Genomic DNA, 15,226 nt, shown 5'->3' on the forward strand with positions numbered 1-15,226 from the left:
CCGCTGCATCGAGACCCTCCCCGTGCCCGACTCGCCTGATCGCTTCACCCCCGCCTTCGGCCTTGGCAACCCGCACCTGCAGACCCTGTGGGGCCCGCTGTGGCGCCCGAGCACTCATCTTGAGCGCCAGCGCGAACGCTTGTGGCTGGACGACGGCGACTTTCTCGACCTGGACTGGCACGGCCCCCATAGCGCCGACGCGCCCCTGGTGCTGGTGCTGCATGGTTTGACCGGTTCCTCCAACTCGCCTTACGTGGCCGGCCTGCAGCAGGCCCTGGCAACCCGGGGCTGGGCCAGCGCGGCGCTGAACTGGCGCGGCTGTTCCGGCGAGCCCAACCTGCTGCCCCGCAGCTACCACTCCGGGGCCAGCGAAGACCTGGCTGCCGCCATCGCTCACCTGCGGGCCAAGCGCCCCCAGGCGCCGCTCTATGCGGTGGGCTACTCCCTGGGGGGCAATGTGCTGCTCAAATACCTAGGCGAAAGCGGCAGCGACAGCCCGTTGCAAGGCGCCACGGCGGTGTCGGTGCCGTTTCGCCTGGACCAGTGCGCCGATCGCATAGGCCAGGGCTTTTCCAAGGTCTACCAGGCGCACTTCATGCGCGAGATGCTGGCCTACATCAAGGACAAGCAGCGCCAGTTCCAGCACGACGGCCGCCACGAAGGCCTGGCCACCCTGGCGCAACTGGGGCCGCTGACCAAGATGCGCACCTTCTGGGACTTCGACGACCGGGTCACCGCACCGCTGCACGGCTTTGCCGATGCCCAGGACTATTACCGCCGCGCCTCCAGCCGCTATTTCCTGGGGCAAATCCGGACCCCGACCCTGATCATCCAGGCCGCGGACGACCCCTTCGTATTCCGTCACAGCCTGCCCGAAGCCAGCGAGCTATCCGCCAGTACCCAGTTCGAGCTGCAGGCCAAGGGTGGCCATGTGGGTTTTGTCGACGGCAGCCTGAAACACCCCGGCTATTACCTGGAGCGGCGGATCCCACAATGGTTGGCAGGCCTGGATCGCCATGGATAAGCCAGCCCGGGAATCGATCCGATTCTGGCAGAGTGCGCCCCTGGCCGGGGTCGAGTTGCTGGCCGCGCGTTACATCGAGCAGCGTTTCGTGCCCCATGTGCACGAGGGTTATGTGATCGGCATGATCATGGCCGGTGCCCAGCGCTACCGCTATCGTGGAGCCGAGCATCTGGCGGGCAGCGGCACCCTGGTGCTGATCAACCCGGATGAGCTGCACACCGGGGCCAAGGGCGTGGAAGACGGCTGGCTGTACCGCGCCTTCTACCCGGAGAACCAGCAGATATTCGGCCTGCTGGATGAACTGGAACTGCCCAGCGGCAGCCTTCCGGCCTTTGGCGCCACCTTGTACCGCGATCCGGACCTGGTACAGGGTTTTGCCCGCCTGCACCACCTGCTGGAAAGCCCGGCCACGGCCCTGCAACAACAGACCCAATGGCGAGAAATGCTGCTGTTGCTGTTGCAACGGCACGCCGGAGTGCGGGCACCAGGTAAACCCGGGCAGGAACACCGGGCCATCGTCCAGGCCAAGGAGTTGCTGCGCTCGCAGTTGGCGGCGCCGCCTTCACTGGAGGAACTGGCAGCAGCGGTGAACCTGTCACCGTTCCATTTCGCCCGGGTGTTTCGCCGGGCTACGGGGATTCCGCCCCACACCTGGTTGATGCAACAGCGCATCGCCAAGGCCCGGGCCTTGCTGCGTGATGGCTGCCTGCCCCTGGAAGTGGCGACACAACTGGGGTTTGCCGACCAGAGTCACCTCAGTCGGCAGTTCAAGCAGGTGTATGGGGTAGCGCCGGCGGCTTATCGCAGTGCAGTTCTGCAGTAGGGCGGTGCGGCTTTCGCGAGCAAGCTCGCTCCTACAGGTTCGCGGAGGCCTGCGGGCCGTAAGAGCTGCCTTGCCAGCGAAGGGGCTACGGGTAAAGGCCGTCAGTCACCGGTGGCGACAGGCCGCTGCGCATCGGTGATCCACTCGCTCCACGAACCGGCATACAGCCGCCCCAGGGGGTAGCCGGCCAGGCTCAGGGCAAACAGGTTGTGGCAGGCGGTGACACCAGAACCGCAATAGGCCACCAGTTGCTGCGGGTCACGCCCGGCCAGTTTCTGCGCGAAACGCTGCTTGAGCTGATCGGCCGGTAGAAAGCGCCCATCCTCCCCCAGGTTGTCGGTGAACGCCGCGCATTGCGCCCCGGGAATATGCCCGGCCACCGGGTCGATGGGTTCCACTTCGCCACGAAAGCGCGGCAGGCCACGGGCATCCAGCAGCGTCAGGTCCGCCTGGCCCAGGCGCTTGCCCAGATGCTCGGCATCCAGCAGCAGGCTGTGATCAGGGTGCCCGACGAACTGCCCCGGCGCGTTTTCCGGGGCATCCAGGCTCAGCGGCAGGCCAGCGGCGTGCCAGGCTTTCAGGCCACCATCGAGAATGAACACCCCGTCACGCTTGCCCAGCCAGGCCAGCAACCACCAGGCGCGGGCGGCGAAGGCACCCGGGCCGTCGTCGTACAGCACGATGTCGCTGTCGCCGCTGATGCCCCAGGCCTGCAGGCGCGTCAGCAGTTGCGCCGGCTCCGGCAAGGGGTGGCGACCGGTCACGCCCTTGACCACCGGCCCGCTCAGATCCCGGTTCAGGTCCGCGAAATGCGCCCCGGCGATATGCCCTTCGGCATAGCTGCGCTGCCCGTAGTCCGGGTCTTCCAGAGCAAAGCGACAATCCAGAATCACCAGGCCAGGCTGCTGTTTCTTCTGGTCCAGGGCAAGCGGGCTGATCAACTGCGCGAGGGGCATGGCGGGCTCCAGTGAATAAGTTGGAGGTTGATCCTACTGCACTTCTTCCAGGGCTTGGGCCAAGGGCACATAAAACTCTTCGAACAGGCCGTTGACCGCTTCCCGGGCCTGGTCGGTGACGAAACCGGCCTCCAGCACCAGCACCTGGTACACCCCGCGCTTGATGGCTTCTTCGCTCAGGTGCGTGGAGTTTTCCCGGGTCGTGCACAGAAAGCGCACCCAGGAGGTGAGGATGATCCAGGCATTGAGGGTCAGGGATTCGATCTGCACCTTGTCCATGGCGACGATCCCGGCGTCGACGAAACGCCCGTAGATGGCCATGCCCTGGATCAGGCAGCGCTGGGAAAAGCGTCGGTAGCGCGCTGCCAGCTCGGGGTCGCTGTCCAGCAGGTGTTCCAGATCGCGGTGCAGGAAGCGATAGCGCCACATGGCCGCCAGCAGAGCCTGCAGGTAGTAGCGCTTGTCTTGCACGGTGACCGCGCGCCCGGGGGGCGGTCGAAGGAAGCTGTCCACCAGGCTTTCGTACTCGGCAAACAGCACGGCGATGATCGCCTGCTTGTTGGGGAAGTGGTAGTACAGGTTACCCGGGGAAATCTCCATGTGCGCCGCAATATGGTTGGTGCTGACGTTACGCTCGCCCTGCTGGTTGAAGAGTTCGAGGCTGAACTGGACGATGCGTTCGCGGGTTTTTATGCGTGGGGCCATGGGCGTGGGCTTTAATTCAGAAGGCTGGCGTGCATCTTACGTTCTATCCCCCCGGGGATAAATCGCCACTGGCGCAGGAGGGCAATTGACATTTTAGAGCATAAGCTCTAAAAAACTAGCCACCTTACAAAGACGGAGCCCGTCCATGTCTGCCGAAATCGCTTACCTGCAGGATTCCCTTCAGCAACAGGACGAGCTGCTTGAGCTGTTCGAAGCCCAGCGCCGGGCCTTTGCCGCCAACCCGATGCCCCCCGCAGCGCAGCGCCAGCAATGGCTGAAGGCACTGCAGGAACTGCTTAACAACGAGCGCCAGGCCCTGATCGATGCCATCAGCCAGGACTTCAGCAACCGCAGCGCCGACGAAACCCTGCTGGCCGAGCTGATGCCCAGCCTGCACGGCATCCACTACGCCAGCAAACACCTGAAGAAATGGATGAAGCCGTCCCGCCGCGCCGTGGGCCTGGCCTTCCAGCCGGCCTCGGCCAAGGTGGTCTACCAGCCCCTGGGGGTGGTCGGGATCATAGTGCCGTGGAACTACCCGCTGTACCTGTGCATGGGCCCGCTGGTGGGGGCGCTGGCCGCCGGCAACCGAGTGATGCTCAAGCTCAGTGAGTCCACCCCCGCCACCGGGCAACTGCTCAAGCAACTGCTGGCCCGGGTCTTCCCCGAGGACCTGGTGTGCGTGGTGCTGGGCGAGGCCGAGGTGGGCATGGCGTTTTCCAAGCTGCGCTTCGACCACCTGCTGTTCACCGGCGCCACCAGCATCGGCAAGCACGTGATGCGCGCCGCCGCGGAAAACCTGACCCCGGTGACCCTGGAACTGGGCGGCAAATCCCCGGCCATCGTCTCCAGCACCGTGCCCCTCAAGGACGCTGCCGAACGCATCGCCTTCGGCAAGACCCTCAATGCCGGGCAGACCTGCGTCGCCCCGGACTACGTACTGGTACCGGAAGAGCGCGTCGGCGCCTTTGTCGAAGCCTATCGCCAGGTGGTGCGCGGTTTCTTCCCGACCCTGGCAGACAACCCCGACTACACCGCCATCATCAACCAGCGCCAGCTGGCGCGGCTCAACGGTTACCTGAGCGACGCCACCAGTAAGGGCGCGCTGCTAGTGCCACTGTTCGAGCAGAACCAGGAACGACGCCTGGGCCACAGCCTGCTGCTCAATGTCAGCGATGACATGACCGTGATGCAGGACGAGATCTTCGGCCCGATCCTGCCCATCGTGCCCTACCGGACCCTGGACCAGGCCTTCGCCTATATCACCCAGCGTCCGCGCCCGCTGGCGCTGTACTACTTCGGCTACGACAAGGCCGAGCAGCAACGGGTGCTCAACGAAACCCACTCCGGCGGCGTGTGCCTCAACGACACCCTGCTGCATGTGGCCCAGGACGACCTGCCGTTCGGCGGCATCGGCCCTTCCGGCATGGGCCACTACCACGGGCATGAAGGCTTCCTGACCTTCAGCAAGGCCAAGGGGGTGTTCATCAAGCAGCGGTTCAACGCCGCCCGCCTGATCTACCCGCCGTATGGCAAATCGATCCAGAAGCTCATCCAGAAGCTGTTCATTCGTTAACCAGTACAACGCCGGGTAATAACAACAATGACCCCTAGCCTGTCTGAAACACCCGCGCTGTCACGGCGCGGCCTGCTGAAAATCGGCCTCTGCGCCAGCGCTTTCCTGGCCACTGCCGGGCTCGGCGCCAGCCTCAGCGGTTGCTCCGCCAGCACGCCCGCCAGCGGTTTCACCATGCTGCGCAGCAATGACCTGCCGTTCCTGCGGGCGCTGATCCCGGTGATGCTCGAAGGCGCCGTACCGGCGGACAAGATGCCCGCCGCCATCGAGGGCACCCTGGCCAATCTGGACAACGCTCTCAATCACCTGTCGACCGAGATGTTCAAGCTCACCCAGCAGCTGTTCGATGTACTGGGCATGGCGGTCACCCGCGGCCCGCTGACGGGGATCTGGGGCAGTTGGGAAAACGCCAGCGCGGATGACATCCGCAATTTCCTCAGCCGCTGGGAAAACAGCTTCCTGGCCCTGCTGCGCATGGGCCATGCCTCGTTGCTGCAACTGGTGATGATGGCTTGGTACACCCGGCCCGAGTCCTGGGCCCATTGCGGTTATCCAGGGCCACCGAAGGTCTGACCGGCCTTTGTAGCCGCTGCCACAGGCTGCGAACGAGCGGGACGCTCGCGTGGCACTGGGGGTTCGGCTGCAGATCGTCAAGCAAGGCCCTGGGGGCCTTTTCGCAGCTTCGCAGGCTCAGCAGCGGCTAAAGTGGATACGCGCCGAGCCATCAATAATAAGAGAGCACCCGATATGCCTGTACCTGATCTGTTCCGCGAAGGCCTGAATCGTGGCTGGAAAACCTACAACGGCTCGCAGTTGGAGCAGGACCTGACCCTGGAAGCCGATGTCGCCATCATCGGCAGCGGCGCCGGGGGCGGCACCACTGCCGAGATCCTCAGCGCCGCCGGCTACAAGGTGCTGCTGATCGAAGAAGGCCCGCTCAAGACCAGCGACGACTTCAAGATGCTCGAAGACCAGGCCTACACCAGCCTCTATCAGGAAGGCATCGGGCGCATGAGCAAGGATGGCGCCATCACCATCCTCCAGGGCCGCGCCGTGGGCGGCACTACCTTGATCAACTGGACGTCCAGCTTCCGCACGCCTGACCCGACCCTGGAGCACTGGGCCCGTGAGCACGGGGTGGTGGGCCACAGCTCGGCCGAAATGGCGCCCTGGTTCGAGAAAATGGAACAGCGCCTGGGCGTCGCGCCCTGGGTCATGCCGCCCAACGCCAACAACGACGTGATCCGCAAGGGCTGCGAAGCCCTGGGCTACAGCTGGCATGTGATTCCGCGCAACGTGCGCGGCTGCTGGAACCTGGGCTACTGCGGCCTGGGCTGCCCGACCAACGCCAAGCAGTCGATGCTGGTGACCACCATTCCGGCGACCCTGGAGAAAGGTGGCGAGCTGCTGTACCTGGCCCGGGCCGAGCGCCTGCAAATAAAGGACGACAAGGTCACCAGCCTGCAATGCCAGGCCATGGACGCCCGCTGCGTGGCCCCCACCGGGCGCACCATCACGGTCAAGGCCAAGCATTACGTGCTGGCCGGTGGCGGCATCAACAGCCCGGCCCTGCTGTTGCGTTCCGATGCGCCGGACCCGCATTCGCGGCTGGGCAAACGCACCTTCCTGCACCTGGTCAACTTCTCCGCCGGGCAGTTCGACGAGGTGATCAACCCGTTCTACGGCGCGCCGCAGTCGATCTATTCCGACCACTTCCAGTGGCAGGACGGCACCACCGGCAAGATGTCCTACAAACTTGAAGTGCCGCCCCTGCAGCCGGCCCTGGCCAGCACCCTGCTGGGCGGCTTCGGGCCGCAGAGCGGGCTGTCCATGGAGCAACTGCCCCACACCCACGCCATGCTTGCCCTGCTGCGGGACGGCTTTCACCCCGACAGCACCGGCGGCAACGTCGAACTGCGGGGTGACGGCACCCCGGTCCTCGACTATCAGGTTTCACCCTACGCCTGGGACGGACTGCGCCGGGCCTTCCACAGCATGGCCGAGATCCAGTTCGCTGGCGGCGCCAAGGCGGTCAAGCCGCTGCACAGCGATGCACGCTTCGCCAAGAGCCTCGACGAAGTGCGGGCGCAGATCGACGGCCTGGACCTGGCCCTGTACCGCACCCGCCTGGGCAGTGCCCACGTGATGGGCGGTTGCGCCATGGGCGAAGATCCGAAAACCGCGGTCACCGACAGCCTCGGGCGCCACCATCAACTGCACAACCTGTCGGTCCACGACGGCTCGCTGTTTCCCACCAGCATCGGCGCCAACCCGCAGCTGTCGGTCTATGGGCTCACGGCGCAATTGGCCAGCGCCTTGGCGGAGCGCCTGAAAGCAGTGTGAAAAAGTGGGATATTCTCGTCGTCTATAGTGCTTTCTTCCCTAAAAGGCGACTTGGCCGACCGGGAAGGCTGCGATACCATCCGACTCCCCAACGGATTCCCGCCAGGACGACGCGATGAACCGAGTGTTGTACCCAGGTACCTTCGACCCTATTACCAAGGGCCATGGCGATCTGGTCGAACGCGCTTCGCGCCTGTTCGACCATGTGATCATCGCCGTTGCCGCCAGCCCCAAGAAAAACCCGCTGTTCCCCCTGGAGCAGCGCGTGGAACTGGCGCGCGAGGTGACCAAGCATCTGCCCAACGTTGAAGTCGTCGGTTTCTCCACCCTGCTGGCGCATTTTGCCAAGGAGCAGAACGCCAATGTCTTCCTGCGCGGCCTGCGGGCGGTTTCGGACTTCGAATACGAATTCCAGCTGGCCAACATGAACCGCCAGTTGGCCCCGGACGTGGAAAGCCTGTTTCTCACTCCGTCGGAGCGCTACTCGTTCATTTCCTCGACCCTGGTCCGTGAAATCGCTGCTCTGGGCGGTGATATCACCAAGTTCGTGCACCCGGCGGTCGCCGACGCGCTGACCCTGCGCTTCAAGAAATAAGCCGCGCGGCCCCGCACCGGGGCCCTCGCCTGACGTCAGCCATCGCGCCCGCGTGCACTGTGGGCGTCAATACGGCACAATTGCGCGCATTCGTTTTTACATGCCCGGGCCTGCCGCCCAGGCCGGAGTACCCCATGTCCCTGATCATCACCGACGATTGCATCAACTGCGACGTCTGCGAACCCGAGTGCCCTAACGCGGCGATTTCCCAAGGCGAAGAGATCTACGTCATCGATCCGAACCTGTGCACCCAGTGCGTCGGCCACTACGACGAGCCGCAGTGCCAGCAGGTGTGCCCGGTGGATTGCATTCCGCTGGACGAAGCCCGCCCGGAAACCGAAGAAGAGTTGATGGCCAAGTACCGGAAGATCACCGGCAAGGCTTGAGTGATATGGCGCCCTTTAGGCTCCCACAAACACCTGTAGGAGCCGGCTTGCCGGCGAAGCTTCTCAGCTCTGGCAACGCGGGCAATAGACACTGGCCCGCTGGCCCAGCTTGATTTCCCGCAGCCCGGTGCCGCAGACCTTGCAGTTCTCCCCGCCACGCCCGTAGACGAACAGTTCCTGCTGGAAGTAGCCCGGCTGACCATCGCCACCGATAAAGTCGCGCAAGGTGGTGCCGCCGCGCTCGATAGCGGCCGCCAGGATGCGTTTGATCTCGATCGCCAGCTTCAGGTAGCGCGCCCGGGAAATCCCCTTGGCTTCGCGGCGCGGGTCGATGCCCGCGGCGAACAGCGCCTCGGTCGCATAGATATTGCCCACCCCCACCACCACCGCGTTGTCCATGATGAACGGCTTGACCGCCATGGAACGTCCGCGGGACAGCTGATACAGGCGCTCGCCGTCGAACAGGTCGGTCAGCGGCTCGGGCCCCAGGCGCACCAGCAATTCGTGATTCAGCGGGTCGTGGCTCCAGAGCATGGCGCCAAAGCGCCGCGGATCGGTGTAGCGCAGGGCCAGGCCGGACTCCAGCTCGATATCCACATGTTCGTGCTTGGCCGCCGGCAGCCCAACCTCCACCAGACGCAGGTTGCCGGACATTCCCAGGTGGCTGATCAGGGTGCCGACTTCGGCATTGATCAAAAGGTATTTGGCCCGCCGCTCCACCAGCACAATGCGCTGCCCGGACAGGCGCACGTCCAGATCTTCGGGGATCGGCCAGCGCAAGCGCCGGTCACGGACAATGACCCGGCTGACCTTCTGGCCTTCCAGATGCGGCGCGATTCCACGCCGGGTGGTTTCGACTTCCGGTAATTCAGGCATATGCGCCCCTGGTACTCATCGCGAAATGAACGATCAGTGCGCGCCCAGCTCGCGCACGGTTTCCTTGAGGTTCTCGAAGTCGTAGTCCGACAGGCCGACATAATCGAGAATCAGGTGGCCGATGCTGTTCCACTCGTGGTCTTCCACCTGGTTGCCCAGCACCCGGTAGGACGCGCAGATGTGCTCGGCCATCTTGAGGATCGCCAGCAGGTTCTTCAGCTGGCTGTTGCGCGAGGACTCGTCGCTGAAGATCGCCAGGGCGTTGTGGTGGTTGGCAATGGCGTTGGTCACGTGCTCTGGCAGGCGCCAGGACTTGGCCGTGTAGTAGCCGACCACCGCGTGGTTGGTATTGAAGGCACGGTTTTCCGTGTCCACCACCCGCTGCTCCGGGCCGGCGCTGCCGTAGGCCTCTTCCAGCACAGTCATGTAGTCGGGGAAGCGCTTGAGCATCAGCGGCACGCCGCAGTCATGGAACAGGCCCAGGGCATAGGCCTCGTCCACGGCCTGGGAGCCGGTGCGCTTGGCCAGGGTCAGGCAGGTCATGGCCACATCCTGGGCGGTGTCCCAGAAGCGGTTGAGGGTGACGATGGTTTCATCGCTCATCTCGCCCTTGATCGACTGCGCATTGATCAGGTTGATGATCGAACGGCTACCCAGGAGATTCACCGCCCGCTGGATCGAAGCAATCTTGTTGCTCAGCCCGTAATACGGTGAATTGACGATCTTCAGCAACGCGCCGGACAGGCCCGGGTCCTGGGAGATCAGCTTGGCGATCACCTCCAGATCGGGATCGGGCATGTACTGCTCCATCTGCAAATCCACCATGATTTGCGGTTGGGGCGGCACGCTGATGCCTTGCAGGGCCTGTTGAATCTGTTCGGCTGATAGCTCTTGGGACATAAGTACACGCTCTGGGTGAGCCGGGGATTCTAACCTCTAACACGGGAATGTTGGGCGACCGGACAGGAACTTTACCCAATGGTTGCGGCAAAGGGCTCCCGCCGCAGGTCCATTGGCCATCGCTTGCGCCCCGCGACGGGGTATAATCGCGCCCTTTTTTCCGGAGCGACGTCATGTCCCTGCCAAGCCTGCGCCTCAAAGCCAACGCCGATCGCCGCCTGCGCGCCGGCCACCTGTGGGTCTACAGCAACGAAATCGATGTAGCCGCCACCCCTCTGCACGGCTTCAAGGCAGGCGACCAGGCAGTGCTGGAAGCCGCCGGCGGCAAGCCCCTGGGCGTGGTCGCCATGAGCCCGAACAACCTGATCTGCGCCCGCCTGCTGTCGCGCGATGCCAAGCTGGCCCTGGACAAGTCGCTGCTGGTGCACCGCCTGAACGTGGCCCTGTCCCTGCGCGAGCGCCTGTTCGACAAACCGTTCTACCGCCTGGTGTACGGCGACTCCGACCTGCTGCCGGGCCTGGTGGTCGATCGTTTCGGCGACATCCTGGTGGTACAGATCGCCTCCGCGACCATGGAAACCCACAAGGACGACATCATTGCCGCCCTGACCCAGGTGCTCAAGCCCAGCGGCATCCTGTTCAAGAACGACTCCGCCGCCCGTGACGCCGAAGGCCTGGGACGCTACGTCGAAACCGTGTTCGGCCTGGTGCCGGAGTGGGTCGCCCTGGAAGAGAACGGCGTGAAGTTCGAAGCCCCGGTGATCCAGGGCCAGAAAACCGGCTGGTTCTACGACCACCGCATGAACCGTGCCCGCCTGGCGCCTTATGCCAAGGGCAAGCGCGTGCTGGACCTGTACAGCTACATCGGCGGCTGGGGCGTGCAGGCCGCGGCCTTCGGCGCCAGCGAAGTGTTCTGCGTCGACGCCTCGGCCTTCGCCCTCGACGGCGTGGAGCGCAACGCCGCGCTGAACGGCTTTGCCGAGAAAATGACCTGCATCGAAGGCGACGTCTTCGAAGCCCTGAAGGAACTCAAGGCCAGCGAAGAGCGCTTCGACGTGATCGTTGCCGACCCGCCCGCCTTCATCAAGCGCAAGAAAGACCTGAAGAACGGCGAAGGCGCCTACCGCCGCCTTAACGAGCAAGCCATGCGCCTGCTCAACAAGGACGGCATCCTGGTCAGCGCTTCGTGCTCGATGCACCTGCCCGAAGACGACCTGCAGAACATCCTCCTGACCAGCGCCCGCCACCTGGACCGCAACATCCAGCTGCTGGAGCGCGGCGGCCAGGGCCCGGACCACCCGGTACACCCGGCCATTCCGGAAACCCGCTACATCAAGAGCATCACCTGCCGCCTGCTGCCCAACAGCTGAGCCACTGCCTGCCCAGGGACGCCACAGCATCCCTGGGCAACCGCTCGAGCGCCTCGCTCCCCTCTCGCCTCTCGCCGCCCGGGCCATTGGATAACACAGGGAAACCCGCGCCCATATATCTATGATCCATCAAAGTAACTAGCCAATATCCTACAGTGCTCTAGGCAATCACTTACCTAATAGCTACTTGATTCCTCTCTATTGCTGTCTACTCTTCGGAAGTCGCTTAGGAAGCGACATTCATTCAAATCGTTTAGGAGCAATAACAATGAAAGCTATCTCCCTCGAATCGAAAAAGATCGCCAACCTGGCTTGCCTCGCAGCGGCTAAATCCCGCTAAGTAATTGATGAACTGGGGAGTGCCGGCTACCCAGCTTCATCTTTGGTCAAGTTCAGAGCTTTAAAAGAACATGCAAATAAACCCGAACTTTTTCATACTTGCCCGCCCGCCCTTCACTGTTATCTGGAACTATAAAGATCACACTCAGTTCGAACTGGACTCGATCTATTCCACACGCCTCATACAACTTGTCGAAGACCCTTCGCAGTATGACGACAAGAATGAAATAGATAGTGCATTCGCCGCCGCCGGGCTCCTGTCCAACGAGACTTTCGAGCCGCTTGAATGGGGCTGGGATGAACTGTCGCGGATCTTCCACATCGGCACCAAGAACCTGCCCTTCGAGCAAGTGCCCCAGGATATTCATGAGTGGTCCGCCCAATACCTCGAGCATTGCGATCAGGTACTGGACACCCCGGCCCCCTCAGCCCGCTTTGCCGAAACCTCCCACAATGGTCTGATCCGCCTGCCCGCGCCGGTACTGGAAACCGCCAGCTCCCTGAACCAGGTGCTGCTGCAGCGCAAGACTTCACGCTCCTTTTCCCAGCAGGCCGTGGCCCTGGAAGAGCTCAGCACCCTGCTCTACCTGTCCCTGGGCTACCTCAAGGAACGGGAAGCCGACACGGACGAGACCGTCCCCAAAGCCCTGCGGCCAAGGCGCAGCAGCCCTTCCGGCGGTGGCCTGAACGCCTGCGAGGGTTACGTCTATGCCGCCAGGGTCCGCGGCCTGGAGCCGGGCCTCTATTACTACCACCCGGAGCTGCACGCCTTGCGGCCCGTGCACCCGCTTCCCGAAGAGCCCCTGGGCCTGCTGCTGGCTGGCCAGCACTTCGTCAACGAACTGCCCCTGGGCCTGTTCCTGACCTGCCGCTTCGACAAGCTGTGGTGGAAATACGAACACTCCCGGGCCTACCGCATGGCCTATGTCGAGGCCGGGCATATCTCGCAAACCTTCCAGCTCGCGGCCACTGCCCTGGGCCTGGACACCTGGCTGACGGGAGCCCTGAGCGACGAGCGCGTGGAGCAATTGCTGGGGCTGCAGGACGCCGCGGAGCAGCCGCTGTTCTTTGTCGGCTGCGGCCAAGGTGATGGCCAGGTGCAATGCAAGGAACTCAAGGCCCTGATCGAACAGCGGGAGCGCGAACAGTAATGCACCCCGCCGCATCGTCCAAAGAGGCCCCGGCAGGCCGGCGTCCCTACTCCCTCGGCGACTGGGACAACCGCTCCGCGGTGCGCTCGCGCAAGAGCAGCTACCAGCTACCGCCCCACAGCGAGCTCGCACAGGAACTGCAGACCCGTGACTGGTTTCCGCCGGCCTTCATCCCCTACTTCGCCGACCCGGCCGTCCAGCACGCCGGGAGGACGGTACAGCAGCGCCTGGCGGCCAACCACCTGGTGTACTTCCTGCACTACACGACGATCCTGGAGCACAAGATCGTCAACCGCTCGGTGGAAACCCTGATCCACGGGGAACTGGCGATCGAGCTGCCGGAGACGATGAAAATCGCGGCCCTGCAGTTGTATACCGACGAGGGCTATCACGCCCTGTTCTCCTTCAAGCTGGCGGAGCAGGTGGCGAATGGTTACGCCATGCCAGCCTGGCAGCCACTGCCCAGGCGCATCCGCCTGATGCACGACCTGCTGGCCCGCTGCGCCGATTCTCAACGGCCCCTGGCCTGGTTCCTGCTGGGTTTCGTCTCCGAAACCATCATTGCCAAGGAGTTGCTGAGCATCACCGATGACGGGCTGGTGTCCACGGTCTACCAGATGTTCAGGGAGCACCTGGAAGACGAGGCCCGGCACAGTCGTTATTTCAGCGAAGTGTTCGACTATGTCTGGGCACGACTGTCGCCGCAGCAGCAGGTTTTTTCCGCCAGCCAACTGATCGATATCATTTTCATCTTCGCTGCCGTGGACCAGGAGTGGCTGAGCGCAAGCCTGAACGAGGCCGGCATTCCCCTCGCCGCGGCACATGCCGCCATCCACAGCCTGATTCAGCCGAGTGCAGAAGTGCTGCGCGCCCGCTCGATCGCCGGCGCCACCCTGCAAGCCATGAGGCGCGCAGGTTTCTTCGAGCACGATGACAACCGCCGACTCTTCACCCAGACGGGACTGATCGATGCCTGAAATCAGGGATGACTCTGCCTCCACGACCAGGAAGGTCGGCGCCATCGTCTTGCTCATGGCCATGGTCATGCTCGGGGTGTTCCCGATCGACGTGCTCTTGCCTTCTTTTCCTGCACTGTCCCAACACTTTGCTACCAGCGCCGCCGACATCGCCCTGTCCGTCAGCCTGTTCGCCATCGGCATCTCGATGTCCCAGTTGCTGATCGGCCCGCTGTCGGATGCCCTGGGCCGCAAGACCCTGCTGCTGGCCGGCATGGCCGTCTCGGTCGGCGGCGCTCTGGGCTGCGTCTGGGCCAGGGACTACAACTGGTTTCTGGTGTTTCGCGTGGTCCAGGCACTGGGCTGTGGCTGCTTCGTGCTGTCCCAGGCGCTGGTCCAGGACCTGTTCGTCGGCCAGGAGCGCGACCGCCTGCGGATCCTCATGGTCACCGCCAGCGGCCTGTGCATTTCCCTCTCGCCCCTGGCCGGGACCCTGCTGCAAAGCCTGATGGGCTGGCCAGGTAGCTTCTATGTGTTCAGCGCGATTGCCGTCCTGGTGTTTCTCAAGGCGCTGGTCACCCTGGAAAACCCGCCGATCGTCAGGAGCGGCCCGCGCACCGGCATCCTCCAGGCCTACCGACGGGTCTGCAGCAACTTCAGTTTCGTCGCCTACTGGCTGATCTCGGCCATCGTCTTCGCTTGCCACTTCTCGTTCATCGTGGTCTCGCCGCTGATCTTCCTGGAGCAACTGCAGCTCAGCAGCTACGAGTTTTCCCTGACCCTGCTGCTCTACGGCGCGGCCTACGTGATTGGCGGGGTGGTAGCCGGGGTGCTCAACAAATACCTGGAGCCCGGCACCCAGATCATTACCGGGTTGTGCCTGATCTTCCTCGCCGGGCTGGTCATGCTGTTGTTGGCCAGCCAGTTCGGCCTGTCCATCAGCACGGTGCTGGTGCCGATGATCATCTGTACCGCCGGCACCACCATCACCCGGCCCGCCGCCACGTCCAGGGCCATGGAACTGTTCCCGGACAATGCCGGCGCCTCGGCCTCGGCCGGCAACACGCTGATTTTCGTCATGGGCGGGCTGATCAGCGCCGTGATCAACCTCAGCGACAGCGACCTGCAGACCACCCTGGCCCTGAGTTTCATCGCCCTGAGCAGCGTCGGCCTGCTGGTCAACCAGCGCATCAGCCGCCGCGCCCGGAACCTGCGCCTGGCCTGAA

At 63.8% G+C, this 15,226-nt stretch carries 15 protein-coding genes; 11 read left to right on the forward strand and 4 right to left on the reverse strand.

Features of this window, described 5'->3' with window-relative positions; all coding sequences use genetic code 11:
* Nucleotides 1-22: 22 nt before the first annotated feature.
* Nucleotides 23-1,024 (forward strand): hydrolase, encoded by a 1,002-nt coding sequence (locus tag ABCR88_RS31010; RefSeq protein WP_320335618.1) that lies wholly within the window; start codon nucleotides 23-25, stop codon nucleotides 1,022-1,024.
* Nucleotides 1,017-1,847 (forward strand): AraC family transcriptional regulator, encoded by an 831-nt coding sequence (locus ABCR88_RS31015; protein ID WP_232643734.1) that lies wholly within the window; start codon nucleotides 1,017-1,019, stop codon nucleotides 1,845-1,847. The genes ABCR88_RS31010 and ABCR88_RS31015 overlap by 8 nt, the downstream gene beginning before the upstream one ends.
* A 101-nt stretch (nucleotides 1,848-1,948) precedes the next feature.
* Here the strand turns inward: ABCR88_RS31015 and ABCR88_RS31020 are convergent, their stop codons facing one another.
* Nucleotides 1,949-2,803 (reverse strand): sulfurtransferase, encoded by an 855-nt coding sequence (locus tag ABCR88_RS31020; RefSeq protein ID WP_350403828.1) that lies wholly within the window; start codon nucleotides 2,801-2,803, stop codon nucleotides 1,949-1,951.
* Between the two features lie 33 nt (nucleotides 2,804-2,836).
* A complete protein-coding gene (locus ABCR88_RS31025) occupies nucleotides 2,837-3,508 on the reverse strand; it encodes a TetR/AcrR family transcriptional regulator (RefSeq protein ID WP_011064038.1) in 672 nt (223 codons plus the stop codon).
* A 100-nt stretch (nucleotides 3,509-3,608) separates the two neighbouring features.
* On the opposite strand from ABCR88_RS31025, the gene ABCR88_RS31030 reads away from it, so the two are divergent.
* From ABCR88_RS31030 to ABCR88_RS31050, 5 genes are all read left to right on the forward strand, one after another.
* Nucleotides 3,609-5,084 carry a coniferyl aldehyde dehydrogenase gene (locus ABCR88_RS31030; protein WP_350404918.1) on the forward strand — a complete coding sequence of 492 codons (1,476 nt, stop codon included), beginning with the start codon at nucleotides 3,609-3,611 and terminating at the stop codon, nucleotides 5,082-5,084.
* Between the two features lie 27 nt (nucleotides 5,085-5,111).
* Entirely contained in the window at nucleotides 5,112-5,657 is a 546-nt protein-coding gene (locus ABCR88_RS31035) for a hypothetical protein (protein ID WP_011064040.1), read from the forward strand.
* 174 nt (nucleotides 5,658-5,831) lie between these two features.
* A complete protein-coding gene (locus ABCR88_RS31040; RefSeq protein ID WP_053154363.1) occupies nucleotides 5,832-7,427 on the forward strand; it encodes a GMC family oxidoreductase in 1,596 nt (531 codons plus the stop codon).
* 115 nt (nucleotides 7,428-7,542) lie between these two features.
* Entirely contained in the window at nucleotides 7,543-8,022 is a 480-nt protein-coding gene (coaD, locus tag ABCR88_RS31045; RefSeq protein WP_003176711.1) for a pantetheine-phosphate adenylyltransferase, read from the forward strand.
* 134 nt (nucleotides 8,023-8,156) lie between these two features.
* Entirely contained in the window at nucleotides 8,157-8,408 is a 252-nt protein-coding gene (locus tag ABCR88_RS31050; RefSeq protein WP_011064042.1) for a YfhL family 4Fe-4S dicluster ferredoxin, read from the forward strand.
* A gap of 63 nt (nucleotides 8,409-8,471) precedes the next feature.
* Here ABCR88_RS31050 and mutM read toward each other — a convergent pair whose 3' ends face one another.
* Both mutM and ABCR88_RS31060 read right to left on the reverse strand, forming a co-directional pair.
* Nucleotides 8,472-9,284, reverse strand: a complete 813-nt coding sequence (gene mutM / locus ABCR88_RS31055) for a bifunctional DNA-formamidopyrimidine glycosylase/DNA-(apurinic or apyrimidinic site) lyase (protein WP_011064043.1) — start codon at nucleotides 9,282-9,284, stop codon at nucleotides 8,472-8,474.
* Between the two features lie 33 nt (nucleotides 9,285-9,317).
* Nucleotides 9,318-10,130 carry an HDOD domain-containing protein gene (locus tag ABCR88_RS31060; protein ID WP_162865006.1) on the reverse strand — a complete coding sequence of 271 codons (813 nt, stop codon included), beginning with the start codon at nucleotides 10,128-10,130 and terminating at the stop codon, nucleotides 9,318-9,320.
* A gap of 227 nt (nucleotides 10,131-10,357) precedes the next feature.
* On the opposite strand from ABCR88_RS31060, the gene ABCR88_RS31065 reads away from it, so the two are divergent.
* The 4 genes from ABCR88_RS31065 to ABCR88_RS31080 all read left to right on the forward strand — a co-directional run bounded on the left by ABCR88_RS31065 (nucleotide 10,358) and on the right by ABCR88_RS31080 (nucleotide 15,225).
* Complete coding sequence (locus ABCR88_RS31065; RefSeq protein WP_011064045.1) at nucleotides 10,358-11,554, forward strand: class I SAM-dependent rRNA methyltransferase; 1,197 nt, start codon at nucleotides 10,358-10,360, stop codon at nucleotides 11,552-11,554.
* Nucleotides 11,555-11,964: 410 nt separating this feature from the next.
* Complete coding sequence (locus tag ABCR88_RS31070; RefSeq protein WP_236187030.1) at nucleotides 11,965-13,044, forward strand: SagB family peptide dehydrogenase; 1,080 nt, start codon at nucleotides 11,965-11,967, stop codon at nucleotides 13,042-13,044.
* Complete coding sequence (locus tag ABCR88_RS31075; protein ID WP_350403832.1) at nucleotides 13,044-14,021, forward strand: diiron oxygenase; 978 nt, start codon at nucleotides 13,044-13,046, stop codon at nucleotides 14,019-14,021. Before ABCR88_RS31070 ends, ABCR88_RS31075 begins: the two co-directional genes overlap by 1 nt.
* On the forward strand, nucleotides 14,014-15,225 hold the full coding sequence (locus tag ABCR88_RS31080; RefSeq protein ID WP_350403833.1) for a multidrug effflux MFS transporter: 1,212 nt from the start codon (nucleotides 14,014-14,016) through the stop codon (nucleotides 15,223-15,225). Before ABCR88_RS31075 ends, ABCR88_RS31080 begins: the two co-directional genes overlap by 8 nt.
* Nucleotide 15,226: the final 1 nt, after the last annotated feature.

Source organism: Pseudomonas sp. W17, assembly GCF_040268305.1.
GTDB lineage: Bacteria > Pseudomonadota > Gammaproteobacteria > Pseudomonadales > Pseudomonadaceae > Aquipseudomonas > Aquipseudomonas protegens.

Excerpts from the sequence above, each read along its gene's own strand:
- ABCR88_RS31015 (WP_232643734.1), top strand. The coding sequence starts at position 1,017 with ATGGATAAGCCAGCCCGGGAATCGATCCGATTCTGGCAGAGTGCGCCC.
- ABCR88_RS31020 (WP_350403828.1), bottom strand. The coding sequence starts at position 2,803 with ATGCCCCTCGCGCAGTTGATCAGCCCGCTTGCCCTGGACCAGAAGAAA.
- ABCR88_RS31025 (WP_011064038.1), bottom strand. The coding sequence starts at position 3,508 with ATGGCCCCACGCATAAAAACCCGCGAACGCATCGTCCAGTTCAGCCTC.
- ABCR88_RS31035 (WP_011064040.1), top strand. The coding sequence starts at position 5,112 with ATGACCCCTAGCCTGTCTGAAACACCCGCGCTGTCACGGCGCGGCCTG.
- ABCR88_RS31040 (WP_053154363.1), top strand. The coding sequence starts at position 5,832 with ATGCCTGTACCTGATCTGTTCCGCGAAGGCCTGAATCGTGGCTGGAAA.
- coaD (WP_003176711.1), top strand. The coding sequence starts at position 7,543 with ATGAACCGAGTGTTGTACCCAGGTACCTTCGACCCTATTACCAAGGGC.
- ABCR88_RS31050 (WP_011064042.1), top strand. The coding sequence starts at position 8,157 with ATGTCCCTGATCATCACCGACGATTGCATCAACTGCGACGTCTGCGAA.
- mutM (WP_011064043.1), bottom strand. The coding sequence starts at position 9,284 with ATGCCTGAATTACCGGAAGTCGAAACCACCCGGCGTGGAATCGCGCCG.
- ABCR88_RS31065 (WP_011064045.1), top strand. The coding sequence starts at position 10,358 with ATGTCCCTGCCAAGCCTGCGCCTCAAAGCCAACGCCGATCGCCGCCTG.
- ABCR88_RS31070 (WP_236187030.1), top strand. The coding sequence starts at position 11,965 with ATGCAAATAAACCCGAACTTTTTCATACTTGCCCGCCCGCCCTTCACT.
- ABCR88_RS31075 (WP_350403832.1), top strand. The coding sequence starts at position 13,044 with ATGCACCCCGCCGCATCGTCCAAAGAGGCCCCGGCAGGCCGGCGTCCC.
- ABCR88_RS31080 (WP_350403833.1), top strand. The coding sequence starts at position 14,014 with ATGCCTGAAATCAGGGATGACTCTGCCTCCACGACCAGGAAGGTCGGC.